The 21612-nt window shown below is 62.6% G+C and carries 18 protein-coding genes; 3 read left to right on the plus strand and 15 right to left on the minus strand.

Translation table 11 applies throughout. The annotated features are described in order from the left end of the window. The first annotated feature begins 301 nt into the window (after nt 1-301). Nucleotides 302-1288, plus strand: coding sequence for an ornithine cyclodeaminase family protein (locus tag LD110_RS20710; protein ID WP_225501775.1), 987 nt, complete (start codon nt 302-304; stop codon nt 1286-1288). A 100-nt stretch (nt 1289-1388) separates the two neighbouring features. On the opposite strand, the gene LD110_RS20715 is transcribed toward LD110_RS20710, so the two are convergent. Genes LD110_RS20715 through LD110_RS20735 form a run of 5 tightly spaced genes read right to left on the minus strand, consistent with a single transcriptional unit; the run spans nt 1389 to nt 6645 of the window. Next, entirely contained in the window at nt 1389-2594 is a 1206-nt protein-coding gene (locus LD110_RS20715) for a M20 family metallopeptidase (protein ID WP_225501777.1), read from the minus strand. After that, on the minus strand, nt 2591-3625 hold the full coding sequence (locus tag LD110_RS20720; protein WP_225501779.1) for a ketopantoate reductase family protein: 1035 nt from the start codon (nt 3623-3625) through the stop codon (nt 2591-2593). Before LD110_RS20720 ends, LD110_RS20715 begins: the two co-directional genes overlap by 4 nt. A 7-nt stretch (nt 3626-3632) precedes the next feature. Continuing rightward, nucleotides 3633-4466, minus strand: a complete 834-nt coding sequence (locus tag LD110_RS20725) for an SDR family NAD(P)-dependent oxidoreductase (protein ID WP_225501781.1) — start codon at nt 4464-4466, stop codon at nt 3633-3635. Beyond that, complete coding sequence (locus tag LD110_RS20730) at nt 4463-5779, minus strand: MFS transporter (protein ID WP_225501783.1); 1317 nt, start codon at nt 5777-5779, stop codon at nt 4463-4465. Before LD110_RS20730 ends, LD110_RS20725 begins: the two co-directional genes overlap by 4 nt. Next, nucleotides 5776-6645 (minus strand): polysaccharide deacetylase, encoded by an 870-nt coding sequence (locus tag LD110_RS20735; protein ID WP_225501785.1) that lies wholly within the window; start codon nt 6643-6645, stop codon nt 5776-5778. The genes LD110_RS20730 and LD110_RS20735 overlap by 4 nt, the downstream gene beginning before the upstream one ends. A 296-nt stretch (nt 6646-6941) precedes the next feature. Between LD110_RS20735 and LD110_RS20740 the strand changes: the two genes are divergently transcribed. Then, on the plus strand, nt 6942-8024 hold the full coding sequence (locus LD110_RS20740) for an Lrp/AsnC family transcriptional regulator (protein WP_225501787.1): 1083 nt from the start codon (nt 6942-6944) through the stop codon (nt 8022-8024). A gap of 232 nt (nt 8025-8256) precedes the next feature. Here LD110_RS20740 and LD110_RS20745 read toward each other — a convergent pair whose 3' ends face one another. The 6 genes from LD110_RS20745 to LD110_RS20770 all read right to left on the minus strand — a co-directional run bounded on the left by LD110_RS20745 (nt 8257) and on the right by LD110_RS20770 (nt 15282). After that, the gene (locus LD110_RS20745) at nt 8257-8661 is read right to left on the minus strand and encodes a hypothetical protein (protein WP_225501788.1); all 405 of its coding nucleotides are present in this window, start codon (nt 8659-8661) and stop codon (nt 8257-8259) included. 92 nt (nt 8662-8753) lie between these two features. Further along, the gene (locus LD110_RS20750; protein ID WP_225501790.1) at nt 8754-9320 is read right to left on the minus strand and encodes a ferritin; all 567 of its coding nucleotides are present in this window, start codon (nt 9318-9320) and stop codon (nt 8754-8756) included. 59 nt (nt 9321-9379) lie between these two features. Beyond that, nucleotides 9380-11809: a copper-translocating P-type ATPase gene (locus LD110_RS20755; RefSeq protein WP_225501792.1), complete on the minus strand. Its 2430-nt coding sequence runs from the start codon at nt 11807-11809 to the stop codon at nt 9380-9382. A gap of 349 nt (nt 11810-12158) precedes the next feature. Further along, the gene (locus tag LD110_RS20760; RefSeq protein WP_225501794.1) at nt 12159-13388 is read right to left on the minus strand and encodes an amidohydrolase family protein; all 1230 of its coding nucleotides are present in this window, start codon (nt 13386-13388) and stop codon (nt 12159-12161) included. After that, entirely contained in the window at nt 13385-13891 is a 507-nt protein-coding gene (locus LD110_RS20765; RefSeq protein WP_225501795.1) for a GAF domain-containing protein, read from the minus strand. The genes LD110_RS20760 and LD110_RS20765 overlap by 4 nt, the downstream gene beginning before the upstream one ends. Continuing rightward, entirely contained in the window at nt 13888-15282 is a 1395-nt protein-coding gene (locus LD110_RS20770) for an MFS transporter (protein ID WP_225501797.1), read from the minus strand. Before LD110_RS20770 ends, LD110_RS20765 begins: the two co-directional genes overlap by 4 nt. 102 nt (nt 15283-15384) lie before the next feature. Between LD110_RS20770 and LD110_RS20775 the strand changes: the two genes are divergently transcribed. After that, nucleotides 15385-16263, plus strand: coding sequence for a MurR/RpiR family transcriptional regulator (locus LD110_RS20775; protein WP_225501799.1), 879 nt, complete (start codon nt 15385-15387; stop codon nt 16261-16263). On the opposite strand, the gene LD110_RS20780 is transcribed toward LD110_RS20775, so the two are convergent. The 4 genes from LD110_RS20780 to LD110_RS20795 are packed head-to-tail and all read right to left on the minus strand — an operon-like array spanning nt 16238 to nt 21587. After that, a complete protein-coding gene (locus LD110_RS20780; protein ID WP_225501800.1) occupies nt 16238-17152 on the minus strand; it encodes an NAD(P)-dependent oxidoreductase in 915 nt (304 codons plus the stop codon). The two genes, LD110_RS20775 and LD110_RS20780, sit on opposite strands and share 26 nt — an antisense overlap. A gap of 14 nt (nt 17153-17166) precedes the next feature. After that, nucleotides 17167-19086: a TRAP transporter large permease subunit gene (locus LD110_RS20785; RefSeq protein ID WP_225501802.1), complete on the minus strand. Its 1920-nt coding sequence runs from the start codon at nt 19084-19086 to the stop codon at nt 17167-17169. A 59-nt stretch (nt 19087-19145) separates the two neighbouring features. Next, nucleotides 19146-20180: a DctP family TRAP transporter solute-binding subunit gene (locus LD110_RS20790; protein ID WP_225501804.1), complete on the minus strand. Its 1035-nt coding sequence runs from the start codon at nt 20178-20180 to the stop codon at nt 19146-19148. Nucleotides 20181-20234: 54 nt separating this feature from the next. Beyond that, entirely contained in the window at nt 20235-21587 is a 1353-nt protein-coding gene (locus LD110_RS20795) for an NAD(P)H-dependent oxidoreductase (RefSeq protein WP_225501806.1), read from the minus strand. Nucleotides 21588-21612 lie beyond the last annotated feature (25 nt).

Consider the following 21612-nt stretch of genomic DNA (forward strand, 5'->3'; position numbering starts at 1 on the left):
ACGACGGCGGGAAGCCACCCGCCGCAGCGCGCCTCGCGGCGCACACAAACGCACACGCAACACACGCGGTCAGCCCCAAGACAAAGGCCGACGACGGCGGGAAGCCACCCGCCGTCGTCGGCTTTTGTTTTTCTTCCGCCCCCGAATACGGTATACCAAGAAACAACAACCACGGACGCACAGGCCAAACAAGTCAGCAAGCCCTAGCTTTGGTATACCAAAAGCGTTATTCTATTTACAGCGATCCTCGGCGGTCCCTTCTGTATTAGGCCCCACTGTCTGCACCCCAGGAGACCCACTCATGACACTCATCCTCAAGGCCTCGGAGCTCGACGCGCTGGCCGACATGTCCAGCACCATTGCCGCCGTCGAACGCGTTTTTGCCGACTTGGCCCGCGGCACCGCGGTACAGCCGGCTCCCGCGTCTCTTCGGCTGCCGACGTCGGACGCCCGTTTTCTTCCCATGGCCGCCCTGTCCGGCGCCGAAGAACTGGCCTCCGTGAAACTTCTCGCCGATATCCCCGGGAACCGCAACGCCAGCCTGCCAACGCAGCGCTCCACCATCATGCTGGTATCGCAGTCCACGGGCGAGACGCTGGCGATCCTCGATGGAAGGGTTCCCACACGGGTGCGCACGGCCGCTGCGAGCGCGGTCGCCACCAAGCTGCTGGCCCGGCCGGGAAGCACCACGCTTGGGTTGGTGGGTGCGGGGGCGCTGGCCGTAGCGCACGTGGAGGCGATTCATTCGGTGTTGCCTATTGAGGAGGTAGTGGTGTGGTCCCGCTCTGCGGAGACGGTTGCTTCCTTCGTCAACGACGTCGCCCACCATGGACTGAAAGTCCGACGCGCCGGCACTGTGCAGGAGGTCGTGGAGTCCGCCGACGTGCTCTGCACCCTGACGCCGGCCACGGAGCCCGTGGTCAAAGGTGAATGGTTCCGGCCCGGGCTGCACGTGAATGCCGTCGGTTCGAGGCCTCGTCCGGACCACAGGGAAATCGATTCTGAGGGCATGGTTCGGAGCAAGGTTTTCGTGGATAGCATGGCCACGGCGCGCGAAAAGTCGGGTGGGCTGATCATTCCTGTGGAGGAAGGTCGGCTGAGCTTCGACGACGTTATTGCGGAAATCGGCGACGTCGCGGCAGGAACGCACCCCGGCCGGACCAGCGACCAGGACATCACGCTGTTCAACTCCGTTGGCATCGGCCTACAGGACCTGGCCATCGGACGACTGCTCTACGACGCCGCCCTGAGCCAGGGCCTTGGGACCCATGTTGAGCTGAACGGCTGAGGTAACGCTCGACGGCGGCCCCATTGCCGCCGTCGAGCCCGCGGTGCACCATTGGTGTCCGCAGCTATGCGCAGATCGACGCCGACTGCTGCCTGGAGCGCTACGAGACGCCACGGTATTGGTTCAAGTCTGCCTTTCCCTGCCAGCCAGCTGATTCGTCCAGGGAAGCAAGCAGCCCCGCTGCCAGGCATGTCCTCTCCAACATGCCATCGATACTGATCCACTCGTTCCGCGCGTGAGCCCCGTCACCGACGGCACCGAGCCCGTCGAGAACCGGCAGTCCCAAAGCGGCAGCGAAGTTGCCGTCGCTGGCACCGCCGACGGACGTCTCTGATAACTGGAACCCCAACTGCTCTGCGACGGATTCGGCCTGGGCGAAAAGTCGCGCCGTCTGCCTGGTCCGCGCCATAACGGGGCGGTTCCATTCGCCGCTGACGTCCAGCGTGGCGTCCTCGTGCCTAGGGCTCAACTTGTCCAGGACGGCGCTGATCCGCTGAACCTCGGCTTCGGACGAGACACGGACATCGAATTCAGCCGTTGCCGAGCCGGCGGTCACATTTGTCCTTGTGCCGCCGCGCACCAGTCCGACGTTAACCGTGGTTCCCTTGGACAGGTCGGTTGCGCCATGGAGATGAAGGATGACCCGTGCGATCTCGTCGATGGCACTCGCGCCGGCTTCGGGGTCCAGTCCGGCGTGGGCTTCCTGGCCGTTGACCGTGATCTGGAAGATGCCCACGCCTTTGCGGGCCGTCTTCAGTGCGCCTCCTGCGCTGGCTTCAAAGACAAGGACCGCGTCTCCGCGCAGCGATTCCTCTTCGATGACCTCCCTCGACGCCGGGCTCCCGAGTTCTTCGTCGCCGTTGAGCACCAACCGCAAATTCGGCCGTGGAAGTCCCAAGTCCTTCGAGGCCTTGAGCGCCCAAACAAGCTGCACCAAGCCGCCCTTCATATCGAAGGCGCCGGGGCCCGAGAAACGGTCACCCTCAACAGTCGGTGTCCACGCCTGGAGGGTACCGGCGGGCCACACGGTGTCGTAGTGGCATAGGGCGGTGACCCAGGTGTCCGAAAAGCCGTCGGCGGGGTAATCCAGCACAAGCGTGTCGCCCCACTCGCCGCCGTCCACGAGCCGACGCTTGGCGGGGGTTCCGATCCTGCTTTGCAGCCATTCCTCAATCCAGGAAAGGCCTGCTGCGAGCATTGGCTTGTGGTCCGAAGGGGTTTCCTGGGAAACGTAGTCAGCGAGGTCCTGCACCATCTCGGAGCGGCGCCGGGCGACCCACAGCGGGAGGTCCTGAATTGTGCTCATCGGGCGGTGGCCTTCCTGGCGGTGGCCTTTGCGTCCAGGGCCACAAGATGTTCCTCGTTCATCGATATGGTCCGGGTCTCGAGTTTCTGGATTAGGCTCACAAGCTCTTCCACGAGGGGTAGCTTCAGTCCGTGCCGGGCAGCGGCCTGGATCACGGGCTTGTACTGCGTCGGCACTTCCGTGGGACGTTGCCTCACAGCGATGTCCCGCCATATTCCGGATCGGGTTTTGGTCTGGGTGGACAGCCACTTGATGAGGTCGTCGGTGGCCTCGGCAGTCCTGGCCAGATCGGCGCCACGTACGTAGGCTGCGGGATCGAAGGCATCGAACCCTTCCAGCCTGATTCCTTCTGCCGCCGCTACCTCGAACACTTCTGCTGCCAACTCGGTCATTGCGGGGCGGTGCCGATCGATGAGCTCGCTCATGTCGGCGTCAGCCAGGGCGGTGGCGGTCAGCATCGCCCCGAAACCCAGCTTTGACCACAGGAATCCGGCCACGTTGTCAGTCACGATCGGGTTGCCCCAATGGTGCAGGTCGTCAGCGAGCTGGCGAACCCGTTCGCTGGTTCCCCCTGCGAATTCGCCTAGCGCGATTGCCCCGATGCCGCCGTCGCTGATAATCCCCGGTTCCAAAACGTCCGCGAAAAGGTCAACGAAGGCTGTGACCGTTCGGTCGACACCAACATGGGCCGCGATGGTTGCTTCATTGAGTCCGTTTTGCAGCGAGGCGACGAAGCCGTCATCGCCCAGCCTCGGAGCGATCCAGGCCGCGGCAGTGTCGGTTGCCTGGGCTTTGACCGCAAGCAAAACACGTTCCAGGCGTTCCGGTGCATCGTCCAGCCCATATACCGGAATGTGCGCAACCATCGTGCCCGCGGGCCCTTTGATCCTGAGGCCGTTCTTTCGGATTGCTTCCACATGGCGGGCATCGGCGTCCACCAATTGGACGGGAACACCTGCCGCATCGAGGTGTGCTGCCAGGGTGCCGCCGATGGCTCCGGCGCCAACCACTGTGTAGGGATAGTCAGTCATGATTTCCTTAGGAGGTTCTACTGCCAGCTTCGTTGCCGGCTTGTGGCTGCCAATGCAGCGGGAGGTTAAGCGCCCCGGTGGAGGAACCGCCGTCGACCCTGAGTGTCTCACCCGTGATCCACTCGGCCTGATCGCTGGACAGCCATACCACTGCCCGGGCAATATCGTCAGGCTGGCCCCGGCGCCCCAACGGGTTGTCCGAGACAGCCGCTGCGTATTCTTCAGTAACCGGGTTGGCAGTGCTGTTCACCGTTACGAAGCCCGGCGCCACTGCATTGACGCGGATGCCATACTTGCCCAGTTCGAGGGCGGATGCCCGGGTTGCCATCTCCAACGCCGCCTTGGAGGTGGAGTACGGGGCGGCGCCGGGGCGGGCGCGCAAGGCCGCACCGGATGAGATGTTGACCACGCTCGCCCTCCTCCCGGACTTCCCCGCACCGCGTGCCTCTGGGCCGCGTGCTTCGACGACCCTCTGCGCCAGGGCGACGGTGGCCAGCAGCGGCGCCCTGGTGTTGAGGTTCAAAACCGCGTCCCATGTTCGCGCATTCAGCGAAAGGAACGGAGTGGCGGGATAGACTCCGGCTGAGTTGATGAGTACATCAACAGGAGCCACTTCCCACGATTCGGCGATCATTTCCTCGGGCCCAGTCGGCGAGCCGAGATCGGCCACTATGGCGCGGGACGCTTCCGCTCCAGCCTCCGTGCAGGCCTCAACTGCTGCCGAGAGGGCCGTGGGGTTGATGTCCACCAACGTCACGTTGTAGCCGAGGCCTGCGAAGCGCTTTGCAACCTGAAGGCCGATTCCGCTCGCCGCGCCGGTGATGACCGCGTGGCGACTCAATCGAGTTCCTTGCCCTTCGTCTCCTGCATGGTCAGGTAGACCGCAACACCGATCGCAGCTGCGATGGAGCAGTAGAGCCAAACCAACCCGCCAAAACCGCTGGTGGTCATCCACGTGGTGATGTACGGCGCAGTGCCACCGAACACGGCCACAGCCAGGGCGTAGGGCAGTCCGATGCCGGTTGCCCGAACCTCTGCCGGGAACTGCTCGGCCATAATCACCGCGCAGTTGGCCGAGTAGCCCAACAGCAGGATGATGCCGACCACTTCGATGAACAGCAGCATCCAGAAGTTACCGTTCAGAAGGGTGAAGGCGGGCCAGGAGAAGAGCAGGAAGCCGCCTGCAAATGCCGTCATGGTTGGCTTGCGCCCGATCTGGTCCGACAGGAGACCTGCGAAGGGAAGCAGGGCCAGGAACAACCCGACTGCGATGAAATTGGCCAGCAAAGCCTGGCTCAGCGGAATACCAGTTGCTACAGCTGCGTAGGTTGGCATGTAGGAAACCCACATGTAGTACAGCAAAGTACCTGCGATGGTGATGCCGAAGACCCGCAGTGTCGCCTTGGGGTGCTTCACGAACATGGTGAAGACGGAGTTGCGGCGGCGTTCACCGGAGGCCTTAGTCTTCGCCTGCGCATTGATGAAGGAGTCGGTTTCCGCCACGGACGAGCGCAGCCACAGACCCACCAGCCCCAGCAGTGCCGCGGCAAGGAACGCTGCACGCCAACCCCAGCCGTCCAATGCTTCCTTGGAAAGGTTGGACGTGATGAGCGCGCCCATACCGGAGGCGAGCAGAACGCCGGCGCCGACAGATACCTGCTGCCAAGAGCCCGCGAAGGCACGGCGCCGGGGAGCGGCGGATTCCACCAGGAAGGCCGAAGAGGAACCGAACTCGCCACCTGCTGAGAAGCCCTGGACCATTCGCGCCGCGACCAAAATGAGCGGGGACACGATGCCCACCGATTCGTACGTTGGCGAGAGGCCAATGACCGCTGTGGCGCCTGCCATCATGCCAATAGTTAGCACAAGGCCCTTCTTCCGCCCGTGCCGGTCGGCATAAGCACCCATCACGGCAGCGCCCACAGGGCGCATCACGAAGCCGACGGCGAAGATCGCCAGAGTGGCCAGAAGGGCTGCAATGGGATCGCCCTTAGGGAAGAAGTGGTGGGCGAACACTGATGAAAAGGTGGTGTAAACCGCCCAGTCCACCCATTCGACGGCGTTGCCGATGCCTCCGGCGATTATTGCTTTACGTCCGCGGGCGGTGAGTTTGGTTTGGTTTACTGACTTCGTTGTCAGCTGTTGTGTGCTCATGAGCTAGCGATCCTCGTGGTGAGTTGCGAAGCAACGTGGGTTGCAAGGTTTTCGTGGGTGGTGATCCAGACGCCGTCGTGCGAGCGGATGTACGCCATCAGCTCTTCCATGACTACTAGGCGGGACCTGTGCCCAATGATGTGGGGGTGGAGGGTGAGCTGGAAGACGCCGTTTGCCGCGTACGCAGCATCGAATTCGTCTTTCCAGATCTGAATGAGTTGCCGTGGCGGCATGTAGGGGCGGAGGCCGGTGTACCGGTCCATCATCAGGTAGGGAGCGTCGTCGCGGATCCACTCGACCGGTATCTCGATGATCCCGGTTTGGGCACCGTCCGCCAGAAGCTCGTAGGGTTCGTCGTCCGCCATCAGCGAGGAGTCGTACAGGAACCCAAGTTCCCGGATGACGTCCAGGGTTGAATCGGAGAAATCCCAGGACGGCGTACGGATGCCTGTTGGTCGACTGCCTGACTGTTTGTGGAGCACATCCATGGCCCGTCCGAGCAAATCCAGTTCCTGCTCGTGGCTGAGCAGTGTATTCCGCTCGTGGATCCACCCATGGACGCCCACCTCATGGCCGTTCTCCACGTACGTTGGAACTTCATCCGGCCTCAGCAAGGCGCAGACGGCAGGGATATAGAAGGATGCTGGAGCCTCGTAGCGGTGCAGCAGTTCAAGGATTGCCGGGACTGCGACGCGCGCGCCGTACTCTCCTTGCGCCATCCGCCCCGGAGAGGTTTCGCCGTCGCGGAGTGATGGGGTCTCGTGATCGGAATCGAAGGACAGCAGAACGGCGACCTTGGCACCGTCCTTCCAGCGCGCGGCTGGGTCAGGGTGGAGAAGGGACTGGCCCGCGCGAATCCTATTCACATGACCGCGCCATTGCGATTCGGGCCATTCCCATGGCTGGGGATGGTTCATTTTTGCGCTCTCTTTTCCATGCTATCGCCGCGTTTTGCATACCGGGCCCGCTCAGTGCTGGATGGAATCCCTGACTCCGGGAGCCTGAGGCCGGCGTACTGCGTGTGACGCAGCTCTCATGCCTTAAAGGTTAGGTTAAATCGTTCATCTGGACAAGAGCTAATGGGAAAATCATTCATTCTTATGATCCAGAACGGATGATTCGACTCCCATTACGCGGTCTGAGGCGGTATTCTGGAGCTACTATGACGGTGGATCAGCTCAGCACAGCCGCATCAATCCAGACCTCAGAGCAACGGAGCCTGAGGAATGGGAACTCACGCATCGATGAGACGGACCATGACATCATTGCCGCGCTCCAGATCGCCCCGCGGGTTCCGGCCAACGCCCTCGGGGAGATCCTGGGCGTTCCCACGAGCACCATCACCCGGAGGCTCAAGCGACTGCAGGACGAACGCCTCATGAAGGTGGTAGGCAGGTTCGCATGGCCACTGATTCTTTCCGGCAATCCGCAGCAAATATGGATCTGCTGCCACCCGGGACGGGCAATGCACGTCGCAGAACAGCTCAAGGCCTTCCCCGAAATCCAATACATCATGACGACGTCCGGCAGCAGCGACGTCTACGCGGAACTCTTCCCGCTGCTGGGAACCAATCTCAATGAATTGATTAGCCGAAGGATCCCGTCCCTTGAGGGGATCTCGTCCGTGGAGACCCAACTGGTGCTCGATTCCAGGCGCGTCGCTCTTTCCTGGCGTCTTCAACGGCTGAACGAAGACCAGAAAGATGCTCTCTCAGCGCATATAGTCCCGGTAAACCAGCCACCCCTGCGATCCACTGAAGAACTGACCGACCTCGAGTTCCGGACCATGGGTGAACTCGGCCGCAATGCGCGCATGTCCGCTGCCGAAATTGCGAGGACCCTCAACGTCGGTAGCTCCACGGCCTACCGGGCCATTCAGACGCTCCTGACCACGGGGGCCATCTCCCCCCGGGTAGAGGTGGAACCCGGCGCGGTTGGCTACCCGCTTGCCGCAATCGTCTCCCTGCAGATCAAACCGAAATCCATCGGGAAGGTGCTGGACACCCTTGCGGCCCACCCCTCAGCCCGCATGGTCTCAATGGTGACGGGCAAGGCTCCGGTGGTCTTCCACGGCGTCTACACGGGGCCCCAGCAGTTGGCGGAGTTCCTCACCAAAGACGTTGGTGCACTACCAGGTGTCCAGGCAATGGACACGAGCGTCAGCCACAGCATCTTGCGGCGGTATTGGATGGACAGGGACGGGCTTCGGATCGGCGAGCAAGTGGAGGGCCTGCTCAGGAGATAGCCCTTTCCGGGGCAAGCAAACGCGGGCTGCGGCACGCACGACGGCGGGGCTCGCCTCCCGGGCACGCAACGCGGCTGCGGCACGCACGACGGCGGGGCTCGCCTCCCGGGCACGCAACGCGGGCTGCGGCACCCACGACGGCGGGGCTCGCCTTCCTGCCGCACGCCCGCCCAGGCCCTCAGTCCCGCCGAAGCCGTCAGTCCCGCCCAGGCCCTCGGTCCCGCCGAGACATTCAGTGCGTTGGTGGATGGTGGTGGTGCACCCCAGTTCCCTCGGCGGTGCCCGCCAGCGTCGCAAGGTGTGCCCAGCCGCCGTCACTGAGTGCGTGGTACGCCACATGCACTTCCTTGGCGGGAACCAGCGCGGATTGGATGTCCTGCTGGCTCAAAGCTGCGGCCAGTTGCCCCGCCGCCCCAACAAAAGTTTCCGCGGTGGATGTCAGTTCCTCCGGCCATTGGGTTGCCGCGACCACTGTACGGGCGTTGCGAAGAAGGGCAGGCCATTCCGGATTGATCGTCGGAGACGGTTTGGCGATGGACGTTGCGATGCCATGGAACCCTACGCCGTCGATGTGGGTGAGGGCGGCGATCAATCCCGCTGTCCGTGTGGCGTCGTCGCTGCTTTCCTGGTGCGTCATGTCCTTCTCTCTTTACAGGGGACTCCACGGTGATTGTGCACCACAACCGGTCCCGGCATTCCTTGGGCGTCGAGTCGGTAGTCGGCCGACTTTCAGAGTGAGCCTCCGGCAGCGTTCGGCGCGCCCGAGCCCCCGCCACGATGACCACCCTGATGACCGCCATGGTGGTGTCCGCCGCCGCGATCGCCAGCGCCTTCCCGGGCAAGGAAGTTCTCTACATCAAAGAGGTTGTCCGCACGCCTGGCAATGTTGACCAGAGTGGTCATCTGAGCCACTTCTTCCACCTGTTCCTTGAGGAACCAGAGCATGAACTGCTCCCCGAGGGCGTCGTTTTCTTCCCGCGCAGCGGCAAAGAGTTCCTTGATGTTCTCGGTGACCTCCTTTTCCTGCGCAAGGGATAGCTCCAGCGCATCCACAACCTCGTTGAAGTCGTTGATGACCGGTTCAATGCCCGGGATGTCTACCTTGAGCCCGCGATCCAGAATGTAGCGGACCATCATCATGGCGTGATTTCGCTCTTCCAAGGACTGGCGGTAAAAGTGTCTTGCCAGCTGGGGCAAGTCCCTACGGTCAAACCACACTGCAATGGCAATGTATTGCTGTGAAGCGGCGAATTCGTTTCCCACCTGACGGGCAAGTAATTCAGTGAACGCGGTCATTGCAGTCTCCTTGGGGTCGTGGGGTCTGGACACGAGAATCCTCCGGAGCCAGCCGCGGGTCAATACCTCACGTTGGACGGGTCAAGGTCCATTCGCCGCAGCAATTGTGCGTTGAGCGCCACCACTATTGTGGACAGCGACATCAGCACAGCACCGGCTGCAGGTGAGAGCATAATGCCCGCGAAAGCGAGGACGCCGGCGGCCAACGGGACTGCGATGACGTTATATCCGGTAGCCCACACGAGGTTCTCCCACATCTTCCGGTAGCTTGCCCTAGACAGCTCGACGACGGACACCACCGAGCGCGGATCGTTGCCGGCCAGCACCACGCCAGCTGATTCGATGGCGACGTCGGTCCCGGCGCCGATTGCGATGCCCACGTCGGCCCGGGCCAGCGCCGGGGCGTCGTTCACACCATCGCCGACCATGGCAACCTTGAATCCCCGGCGCTGCAGTTCGCCAACTTTCTGGTCCTTGTCCTGTGGAAGAACCTGGGCGAATACTTCGTCGATGCCAAGGTCCGCGGCCACCGCGTCGGCCACCTGCTGGGCATCGCCGGTGATCATCGCCACCCGAACGCCCCGCCCCTGCAGCGCTTTCACGGCGGCTCTGGATTCCTCCCGGATGGCGTCTTCAAGCGCCAGGGCCCCAATCACCCGGCCGTTCCGGATGACGTGAAGCACGGACGCACCTCGGGTCGTCCAGCCATCCACCGCCTCCCCAAGCTCGTCCGGGGATTCCAGGCCCAGCTCCGAGAGGAGGGCAGGACCGCCCACCTGGACCAATCCGCCGTCGACCTTTGCCTCCACCCCGCGGCCGGAACTGGCCCTGAACCCTTCGGCATTCGGTACCTGGACCCCCTTTCCTTCGGCTGCGCGGACTACGGCACGGGCAACCGGGTGCTCGCTGTCCGATTCGGCGGCAGCGGCCGTGGCCAGCAGCTCTTCCTCGCCGATCCCGGAAACGGAAGCGACGGCGACCACGTCGGGAGTACCCTTGGTGAGCGTTCCCGTCTTGTCGAACAAAACGGCGTTCACCGTTCGCATGCGTTCCAGCGCCAGCCGATCCTTGACCAGGACGCCGCCGCGGGCAGCCCGTTCTGTCGAGATCGCGATCACCAACGGGATGGCCAGGCCCAGCGCGTGGGGGCAGGCAATCACCAGGACGGTAACCGTGCTAGTGACGGCGTCGGGGAGGCTGCCGAGGAGGGTCCACGCGATGAATGTGAGGATGCCGGCGGCCGTGGCGAAGTAGAACAGGAAGGCGGCAGCACGGTCGGCGAGCGCCTGCGCCCGGCTTGATGATGCCTGGGCGTCCGCAACCATCCGCTGGATGCCTGCCAGGGCTGTCCCTTCACCGACGGCCTCGATGCGCACACGAATGCTGGTATCCGTCGCCACAGTGCCAGCGACCACGGACTGTCCTGGACCTCGACTGACTGGCTTGGACTCTCCCGTGATCATGGATTCGTCCATTTCGGCGGAGCCTGTCTCAATCCGACCGTCCGCGGGCATACGACCCCCGGCCCGGACCAGGACCAGATCGCCTTCGGCAAGGTCAGTGACAGGCACCGTCTCTGTTCCCGAGGCGATGATGCGTTCGGCTTCGTCGGGCAGCAACGCGGCGAGGGCCGCCAGTGCCCCCTGTGAGGCGCCGAGCGCGCGCATCTCCAGCCAGTGGCCCAACAGCATGATGGTCACCAGGAGAGCCAGTTCCCACCAGAAGTCCAGGTCAAAGCCGCCAATCCGCAGGCTGGTGGCCCATGACGCCACGAAGGCCACAGAAATGGCCATGGCGATGAGCAGCATCATGCCCGGTTGCCGTTCGCGGAGCTCCCGCAAGCCGCCCTTCAGGAAGGGCGAGCCGCCGTAGACAAACACCACTGTGCCCAAAAGTGGCGGGATCCATTGGCTACCGGGAAACTCGGGCGGCATGGCACCAAATAGGTGCCAAAACATCGGGCTGAAATATACGACGACGGCGGACAGCGCCAGCGTCAGCCAGAACCTGTCGCGAAACATCGCCACACTGTGACCGGCGTGTTCCCCGGCGGTGTGAGTAGCGTGGGGGTCGCCCTGGTGAAGGTGGGCGGATAGGTCCGGCGGCGTGTGCGTGTCGTTCCCGGCGTGGGCGCCATGCCCGGCGTGGGCGTCGTTGGTGTCGTGGGGCTCGTGCCCGGCGCGGGCATCGTGCCCGTCGTGGGCCTTGTGGCCCGTGTGCTCGTGGTTGTGCTCCGTGGCCACGCTCTGGTGGGTCTCGTGCCCGGCGCGGGCATCGCGCACGGCGTGGGCCTTGTGGCCCGGGTGCTCGTGGTTGTGCTCCGTGGCCACGCTCTGGTGGGGCTCGTGGCCGGCATGGGCATCGTGCCCATCGTGGGCCTCGTTGGTGTCGTGGGCGCCGTGCCCGTCGTGGGCATCATGGCCCGCGTGGTCGTGGTCATGGTTCGTGGCCACGTTGTGGTGGTGCTCGCCGTTGCTGTGTTCCTCCATGGTCAGCGCCGTCCTTCCTGGCATTGGATGGTTTCGGGCTGTGGTCGATCGGCAGTTGCAGATTTCCCCGGACCGCGTCCATCGCTAACAGCAATGTCGAATATACCCCCGGGGGGTATGTTTCACAAGCCCTCGGGAAGACCACATCGCAGCAACTATCCTGGCGGCGGCGCAACGCTGGGGCTCGGCAATTACGCGGGCGTTCGCGGTTGGGGCACTTGGCGGAAATCCTGGTCGGTCATTTGCCAAAAACGGCCGGATAACCGACGCCACGACGTAGCGAATTGCCGCAAGTGGCCGCTCTGAGCCGCGGAAAGCGACCACTTATGGCAAAACGCCGCGCCGGCCCCTACTGCGTCGGAACCACCTTCCCGCCCTGAATCAGGTAGTCAAGATGCTCGCTGATGTCCGCAAGCACAGAAATGTCGGCCACTGGATCCGCGTCCAGCACCAGCAGGTCTGCGTCGGCTCCAGGTGCAACGACGCCTATCTCGCCTTCGCGCCCAAGCAGCTGGGCCGCCGTCGTCGTGGCCGAGCGGATGGCGTCGATGGCCGGCTGAACCTTACCGAGGAGTCGGAATTGCTCGTTCTGGTGCCGATGCATACCACCCAGCAAGTCCGTACCAAAGGCCATCTTCACGCCAGCCTCATGCGCCCGGGCGATAGCCTCCAGTCCCGTGGTCAGGACGGTATCGACTTTGTTCCACATTTCCTGGGAGAGGCCGAATTCCTTGCCCTCCTCTTTTAGTGCCCAATACGTCACCAGTGTGGGGACCAGGAAGGCGTCCTTTTCGAGGAACAAGCGCAGGCTCTCGTCGTCCAGGAGGTTGCCATGCTCGATTGATCGGACGCCCGCCTCGAGTGCCCTATTAATAGCGCGCGCTGTGTAGGCGTGAGCCGCAACGTACCGGTTCGCGGCTTCTGCCTCTTCCACTGCGGCACGCATTTCCTCCATTGAGTACTGAGTGGAATCGATGCGGTCCGTGGGTGATGACACACCTCCGGAAGCCATGATCTTGATGTGGTGGGCGCCCTTGCGCAACTCGTCGCGGACTGCGGCGCGGACTGCGTCCACGCCGTCAGCCACGCGGCCAATCCCGCAGCAGCCCCGGCCATTGGGATCGTGGTTCTCGCCGGGAAGTCGCATGTCGCCGTGACCGCCCGTCTGACTGAGTGCCTTGCCGCAGAAATGCAGCTTGGGGCCCTCCAGCAGTCCTTCTTCCTGCGCCAGCGCCAAACCGAAATCGGCTCCCGACAGGTCACGCACCGTGGTGAAGCCCCGTCGGAGCATGCCGCCCATGATCCTGGCCGTCTGGGCATAAACATACGACGCCGGCGTCCACGTCAGGGAACGGAAGTCTGCGCTCGACGCGACAACATGGACATGGGCGTCAATAAGGCCCGGGATCACAAACTTGCCCGTGCCGTCGATGACCGTTGCGTCCTGCGGGGCGCCAGCGCCAGGTGCGACATCGCGGATCTTGCCGTCAACGTTTACGACGTCGGCAGTCAAATAGGTGCCTGCGTGCACGTCCAGGATGCTGGCGTTGCGGATAACGATGGGGGTGGTGCCGCTCATGGCTGAAGGGCGTCCTTCCGTGCTGCTTCTTTGATTTCTTGGTGATTGGTTTCTTCTGGCTCAGCGAAGGCTGCGGCGAGTTCCGCCGCGCTGGCGGCGACCGTCGTCGTCGCTGTTTCGACGCTCCGCTGCGTGTAGCGGCCCTCAGCGTCCAGCAGCGCGAGGACGCCTACGACGTCGCCGTCCCTAAGGACCGGAATGTTGATGACACCACCACAGCCGAGCGACTGGATGAGTTCGACGTCGGTAAACACCTCCTTGAGGCCACTCAAGTCGGCCGCCAGGAAGGGCTTCTTGTCAGCGATGACAGTGCCCAGCCAGCCCGGGGAGACCTCCACCGTTTTCTCTGCGCCCAGCGGGTACGCATCAGGGTGGCTGGTGAAGACCCTGCGAAGGGCCGACCTTTCCGGGATCCATTGGAGGGCGGTGAAAAGAACCACTCCGGGATCCTGGCTAAGAGAGTCGAAGACGCGTTGGAAAACGCTGGCTTCTGTCGTTGTCATTTGCTGCTCGATTCAACCGGGGTGGCTTCATGCTCAGCACGGGCGTTGATGTCTTCCAGCGACTTGCCCGCCGTGGAGGCACCGAAGATGACAACACCCAATACCCCTAGGGTGAGAACGACGGTGGTCATAGTGAAGACGCCGCCAAAGCCAAGTGCCACGGAGAAGACGCCGATGATGGACGGCGCCAGGATGCTGCCGATTCGGCCAACCGCGCTCGCCAAGCCGACGCCCGTGGCCCGCATCCACGTGGGGAACAATTCCGGTGTGTAGGCGTAGACGCCGGCGTAGGTGCCGTTAAGGAAGAAGGAAAGCGTTGCAGCGGCCAGCAGGATCATGCCGGGATCGTTGGATTGGCTGAGCCAGAAGGCGCTGACCGCGGAGCCCGCCAGGTAAAGGGCGATGGTGTTCTTGCGATCGATGCGGTCACACAGCCACGCGGCGGAGAAGTACCCCGGGATTTGTGCGAGGTAGATGATGATCGAGAACTCGAAGCTCTTGGTCACCGTGATACCCCGACCGACCAGAAGAGTGGGAATCCAGGAGAAGAAGCCGTAGTAAGAGAACGTGATCACAAACCAGATCAGCCAAATCACAGCAGTACGGCGCCGCATGGCGCGGGACCACATGAACTTCAGTGCGTTCCACACTGTGATCTTCTGTTGGTGCTGGGTGATGTCTTCTGCCGCCGGATCCAGCGGCGTCAGCGGCTTGTTGGTGGCCGTGACCACACTGTCCTCGAAGCGCGCCACCACCCGTTCCGCATCCGCGGTGCGGCCCTGGCTGATCAAGTAGCGGGGCGACTCAGGAAGGCTGCGACGCCACCACAGGAGGAGCAGGATGGGAACGGCGGTGATGACCTGGGCCCAGCGCCAGCCATCTGCTCCCGCAGGAACCACGAAGCGGCCGATCAGCGCGGCGCCCACAAATCCGAAGGAGAAGAAGCCCGCCAGTGTGCCAATGAACCAGCCCCGGCGCTTAGGCGGGATGAACTCGGACAGGAATGGCGCAATGATGACGCTCTCTGCGCCGGCACCCAATCCTGCAAAGATCCGTGCAACGAGGAAGACTTCAAAGTTGGGCGCCAGGGCGGCCACTACGGACATCACCGCATAGAACGCCAAGGCCCACATCATGACTTGCTTGCGGCCAAAGCGGTCGCCGAGCCAGCCTGCCAGGATCGCGCCGAAGAAGAATCCAAGCGGCGCTGCTGATCCTACAAGGCCCAAGCTGGCGTTGCTGAGGCCCCAAAGTTCCTGGATGCGCGGCAGCAGGAACGCCACCACCGCACCGTCCATGCCGTCGAAGGAGTAGCCTAGGCCACCGATTAGCAGAAGCTTGTAGTGTGGTCGACTGAGTGGCAACCGGTCCAGTCGTGCGGTAAGGGACATGTGATTCCTGCCAGTTTGGGCGAAGTTGTACATTTTTAGAAATATGCACAAGTCTGTGCAGATGTATCGAAGGTACGTCCCGAGTGTGAGGTAGGTCAATAGATGAAACACGAAGTTAACGCTTCGACGTTGACCGAGTGGCTGGACAGCCGTGTGCAGGGCCGCAAGTTGGCGGCACGGCAGTTGCAGGTCATCGGCATCCTCCGCTCGCAGCCCCGGCTGGCGTCGTACGGATCGGTGAGCGACATCGCCGTCGCGGCTTCGTCGAACGCCTCCACCGTGACCAGAACCGCGCAAACGCTGGGATTCAAGGGGTGGGCGGACTTCCAATTTGAGCTGCGCTCACGATTTCTGGCCTCGCTCAGTGCTGTTGAAGTAGCTGCCGAGCACAATGGCCATATCAGCAGCCCGGCCCAGGCCGCGGTCACCACCGACCGGACCAACCTGGCACACCTGGAACGCACACTGGATCCAGAAACTGTGCACGCCATCGCAAAGGCCATTGCTGCGGCGCGGCAAACGTACATCATCGCCGCCGGAAGTTACGCGATCCCGGGCAAGGCGCTGGAGCACAACGCGATCATCGCCGGTTACAACGTGCGGCTGCTCGACGCAGACGTGGCAGCACTAACTAATGCCGTGGCCCGGCTGACCTCCGAGGATTTGGTGATCGCAATCAGCCTATGGCGGGTGTATGACAGCACCGTTCGCGCGGTGGAATTCGCCCATAGCCTGGGCACCCCCATCGCAGCCATCACGGACAGCGCCGACTCCCCCGTATCCACCCATGCGGCACATCACATAGTGGTTCCCTCCGAAGGTGCCGGCTTCTTCCCATCGCTGACCGGTGCCGTGGCAGTGGTACAGGCGATTACCGTGGAACTTGCAACGCTGGACCGCGAACGGTCCAACCGGAGCATCGCTGCATCCGAACGCGCTTGGGATCAACTACGGATCATGCACCCGCGGTCGAGTTCGTAGCACGGATGCTGAGGTAGATGCCGGTGTGGTCAAGGTCGCCAAGCCCCTGCAAGATCATGGCCTCGAAGGCGCGTTGGACGCTGCGGGAAACTGGGAGATCCACGCCGGCGCCGGCCGCTATCTCCGCAATGAAGGCCAAGTCCTTCAACTGGTTCTTTGCAGACCCACCACCAACGAAGTCGGCGTCGATCCAGCGCTGGCCCTTCTGCTGCAGTATCTCCGAATTCGCGAGCCCTCCGGCAAGGATGGACTGGACCTTCGCAAGATCCAACCCCGAGGCCCCTGCCAGGGCCATAGCCTCTGAGAGGGCGGTAACTGTTGCCGCCACTACGATCTGGTTGCAGGCCTTGACGACTGATCCTGCGCCTGTGTCCCCGAAATAGATGACCGTTGAACTGTAGAGGTCGAATAGCGGCCTGAGGCGTTCGACCACTTCACGGGGGCCGCCGACCATGGTGCTGAGCCGTCCGTCTTCAGCACCGATGGTGCCGCCGCTGAGCGGGGCATCGACTACCGTTACTCCGTGGTCACGGCGGCACTCGGCAGCCAGGGCGGCTACGGCAACCGGAGACACAGTGCCATGGATGACCAGGATCGGATCTTCAATCCCCGCGCTTTTCCAGCCGGCCAGGAGTCCGTCCCGTCCGTGCAGGAGGCCTTCCACTTGGGGCAAGTCGGGCAGGACTGTGAGAACCACCTCGCGTGCAGCTTCGGCTGGCGTCTCAACCACGGACCCTCCAGCAATTGCCCTGGCCTTGGCACCAGTGCGGTTCCAGAGTGTCAGAGGGACGCCTCCGGCGATGAGGTTTCGGGCAATGGGCGCGCCCATCGGCCCGGTGCCCAACAGGGCGACGGAGTAGGGGAAGCCGGACAATTCGATGTTGGTCACTTGCGTACCGTGGCTTAGAACGGGATCAGGCCGGCGAGGGCGGGGAGGAACGTACTGAACCATGGAACGGCCGCGAGCACCAGGAGGCCGATGAAGACAGCAATAAGGTATGGCCAGAAGTGTTTAAGGCTGTTCTCCACAGTCTCCCGGGCGGTGGCGCAGGCCACGTAGAATCCGACGCCGGCGGGTGGAGCGAACGAGCCGATACCCATGGAAATGATGAGCACCATGGCGTACTGCACGGGGTTGACGCCAAATTCGGTGGCAATGGGAAGCAGCAGCGGGGCGAAGATCAGCACGGCCGGCAGCCCCTCGAGAAGCTGGCCCATAATAATGAGCAGCAGGACCGTGAACAGCATGAAGAGAATCGGGGAATCGCCCAGGCCTGACATGATGTCATGGATTTGCTGCGAAACTCCTGCCAGCGCCAGCGTCTGGGCCAAAGGCGAGGCCGCGGCGATGATGAAGAGCACCATGCCAGCCGTCGTCGTGGTTTCCCGCAGGGTGTCGCCCAGCAACCGTTTGCTCCCCCGGCGGTAAGCGGCTGCCAGGACGAACGCATAGGCGACGGCCACCGAGGAGACCTCTGTCGGCGTCGCGAACCCGCTCAGGATCCCTGCCACCATTCCGACGGGAAGGAGGAGGGTCGGCAGGGCGAAGAACGTAGCTGAGCCGCGGGCACGCCAGCTTGCCTTGGGACTGGAGACGCCACCCTGCTTGCGGGCCCGGATAAACACGAGCGCCATGACCACGAGCGCCAGAAACGCTGCAGGCACGAACCCGGCAAGGAACAGGGTGGTGGTGGAGATGGTGGTGATTGAACCGAGGATGAGCAATACGATGCTCGGCGGAATGGTTTCACCCATGATGGCCGAAGCCGACAGCACGGCCACAACTTCTCCGTGCGGGTATTTGCGCTCCTCCAGCATGCCGCGCATCGTGGTCCCGACGGCCGCCACGTCGGCGACTTTGGATCCGGAGATGCCGGAAAAGATGTACATGGTCACCACGACCACTTGAAGCAATCCGCCGCGCAGGTGGCCGATGAGGGCGTCCACGAGTTTGGCGAGGGGAAGGGTGAGGCCCGCAGAGTTCATGATGGTGCCCGCGAGGATGAAGAAGGGGATCGCCAGCAGGACGAACCCCTTCGCCCCTGACGCCATGCCGATCGGGATGGCGCTGACGTCTGAAATGCCGCCCAGGTACAAGTAGATTCCGGAGGCCAGGGCCAGGACGAAAGCGATGGGGAGCCCGAGGAACAGCAGGACAAACAGCACTACCAGTACGACGACGAGGAGGACGTTGGGCGACGCGTAGTAGAAAAGGGGTGGCGCTGCCATGACGACTCCAACGAGCGCAGCAACGATGACGGCTGCAACAAGGCTTGGCCGATGCTTCTGTCGCCAGAGCTTGAGGAGGGCGAACCAGGCGATAAGCACCATGCCTATCGAGAACGGCATGGAAACCCAGAAGACAGGAAGCTGCAGGATCGGGGTCTTTTCCTCGATCTGTTGGACAAGGGTGGGAACGAAAAGCGCAAAGGCGCCGGCACTCATAACGAAGACCAGCCAGTCCACCACGGCCGCCAAGTAGGGTTTCCACGGCGCCGGAAGTCGCATGATGAGAGCCTGGACGGACATGTGCGCGCCCTTTGGATAGGCGATGGCTCCCCCGATGAAAGCGATAGTGAGGAGCGCGATCTCCGAAACCTCCTGGGTCCAGAGCACCGAATCTCCGGTGACCAGCCGGACTGTGATGTTCAGGAGGATGACGACGAGCTCCGCGAGAATCGCTGCGCCCACGATCCACTCCAGGGTCCTGTCGAGCCAGATCCCGCCGCTCCAGCGCGAAGGGACATGCCCCGAGTGCAGAATCTCTTCGGCATCGGACGGTAGGACCTCTTCCAGGTCCCGGGGAGTGAGGGTGTGTTCCATGTTCGTCCAGACTTTCGTCATTGAGAGCGGCGTGTGTCAGGGATGGGGTGAATGGGGTCTTACTTCGCCGGCGTGAATGCCACTGCCTGATCGAAGAATTCCTTGCCGATGAGCTTGGAAAATTCCGGGTACAGGCTCTTTGACACGGCCTTGAACTCGTCGAGTGCGGCAGGACTCAGTTCGTTAGCCTTCATGCCCTTGGCCGTCAGTTCGTCCAATTGCTTCTTCGCCTGTTCAGCGTCATAGCCAGTCTTGAACGTTGCGGTTTCAGCGGACGCGTCCGTCAGCGCCTTTTTCTGGTCCGCGCTGAGTGATTCCCACTTCTTGGAGGAGAAAGCAAGGACCCAAGCGTCATTGATGTGATTGGTCAGCGACACATACTTCTGCACTTCAGAGAACTTGTTCGTCCAAGGAACCTCGATTGGGTTCTCCTGGCCATCGATGGTGCCAGTCTGCAAGCCCGTAAAGACCTCGGAGAAAGCCATTGTGGTGGGGCTTGCCCCCAGTTTGCCGAAGAAATCCGTCCACAACGTATTGCCGGGCACGCGGATCTTCAGGCCCTTGAGGTCCGAAGGCTGCTGAATGGGACGAACCGAATTGGTGATCTCACGGCCCGTCCGGGTCAGGAAGCTGAGGGCAACCGTGTCCTTCTTGGCCAGCTTGTCCTTGAGGTCCTGGCCGGGTTTGCCAGCCAGGAACGCCGCCTCCTCCGTGGTGTCCTTGAACAGGTACGGAATGCTGATCGCGTTCATTTCCGGTACCACCGAGGCGTACACGGAGGTTGAAAGGATGAGTGCATCCAGGGAACCTCCCTGCAGTCGCGTGACGGCTGCGTTCTGGTCACCGCTGAAACTTGTGCCGTTGGGAACCACCGTGACGACGACAGACCCGTTGGACGTCTTCTTGACTTGGTCCGCGAAGTGCTGGGCCGAAACCCCGACAGACGAGGTCAGCGGATCCGGAATCGACAATTGGATTTTGGCGACCGGTGCGGCCTGGCCCCCGGTGGAGGCTCCGGCTGCGCAGCCGGCAAGGACAGATGCAGCCAGGCTGCAGGCGAGCACTGCGGTAACGGCTCGAGTTTTGGTGTTCATGCTATGCCTTTCTTCATTGGAAGGATGCGATCCGGGTTGGCGCCGGATGGAGAGTCAGGCGCCTATGGCGGCCTGGGCGATGAAAGCTTCGGTTTCGCGACGTAGTTCGAGCGCCTGCGCCAGCGAGTCATCGATGATGACGTCGTCCCAGCCGACTATGGCTCCCTTGGCGACGTCGTTCCGTAGTTCCACGTGGTGCGCCAGCGCTACGGGCAGGGCACCGGTCGCTACGGAATGCCTGGCTGAAACCAGCTTGCCCCACACGGTGAAACCGCCTTCGCCATCCAGGAATTCGCCGGCCTTGAGGTCCTTCTTTGCGGTCGCCACTACGTCGCCGAAAAACCCAACCGGCGCCCCTGTGGGGACCCCGCGGAGTGCGGCATTTGCTATGGATATGTTCAGTTCAAGGCCCACGTAGTGGTACGGGCGGTACAAAGCGGCGTACTGTCCAGTGGGGTCCGGATGCCAGGGGTATTCGGTGAAGCATCCCGAAACGTAGTCGTTGGTTGCTTTGACTACCACGAAGACGCCTTCCTGGGTGTTGTGGCTGATCCAACTGCCATCGCGGTTGACGCTGGACATGACGTCCACGGTGCCCTCATGGGACAGCGAGCCTCCGACCTCGCTGGGCCGGCAGATTGTGGCAATCTCTTCCACGTTGCCCGGTGTGAAGCTGAGCCCGGAGTCCGATGGTTCAAGGCCCGCGCCGTTGGCGACGGCGGCCATCTCGATGGCCGCTTTCGTGCCATCCCGGAACGAAGTGTGCATGTATGGGTTGAGTTGTCCGGAGTCCGTGAGTTCCTTCGAGAATTCCCAGTTTTCCCAGACGTTATCCGGGTTCATTTCGTGGTAATGCTCGAGGTACTTTGCTCCCTTGCCAGCGCAGACAACGTCAAATCCGCTGGTGCGGGCCCAGTCGACAAGTTCCATAATGAGGGCCGGCTGGTCGCCGTAGGCCATCGAGTAGACGACGCCGGCCGCTTCCGCCCGTTTCGCCAATGCAGGTCCGGCCAGCGCATCCGCCTCCACCGTCACCATGATGATGTGCTTCCCGGTTTCAATAGCCCGCAGCGCATGGTTGATGCCGACTATCGGATTGCCTGTGGCCTCGACGATGACGTCGATATCGACGTCGAAAAGTTCCTCGGCGTTGGCCACAATGGCCGTGGAGCGGTCCTTCAGCGCCGTGGCGATGTCTGGAGCAATCTGCTCGGAAGGCCACTCAACGAGCGAAAAAGCGCCCTCCGCCCGCTTCACATTGATGTCGGCAATGGCGACGACGTGAATCCCGGGGATGTTGTTGGACTGGGCAAGGTACATGGTGCCAAAACGCCCGGCACCGATAAGGCCAACGCGGATGGGGCGGCCTTCCCGCTCGCGGTCTTTGAGGAGTTTGTGAAGGTTCAATGGAGTCTCTCTGGCTAGGTGTCCG

Source organism: Arthrobacter sp. M4, from assembly GCF_020251205.1.
Lineage (GTDB): Bacteria > Actinomycetota > Actinomycetes > Actinomycetales > Micrococcaceae > Arthrobacter.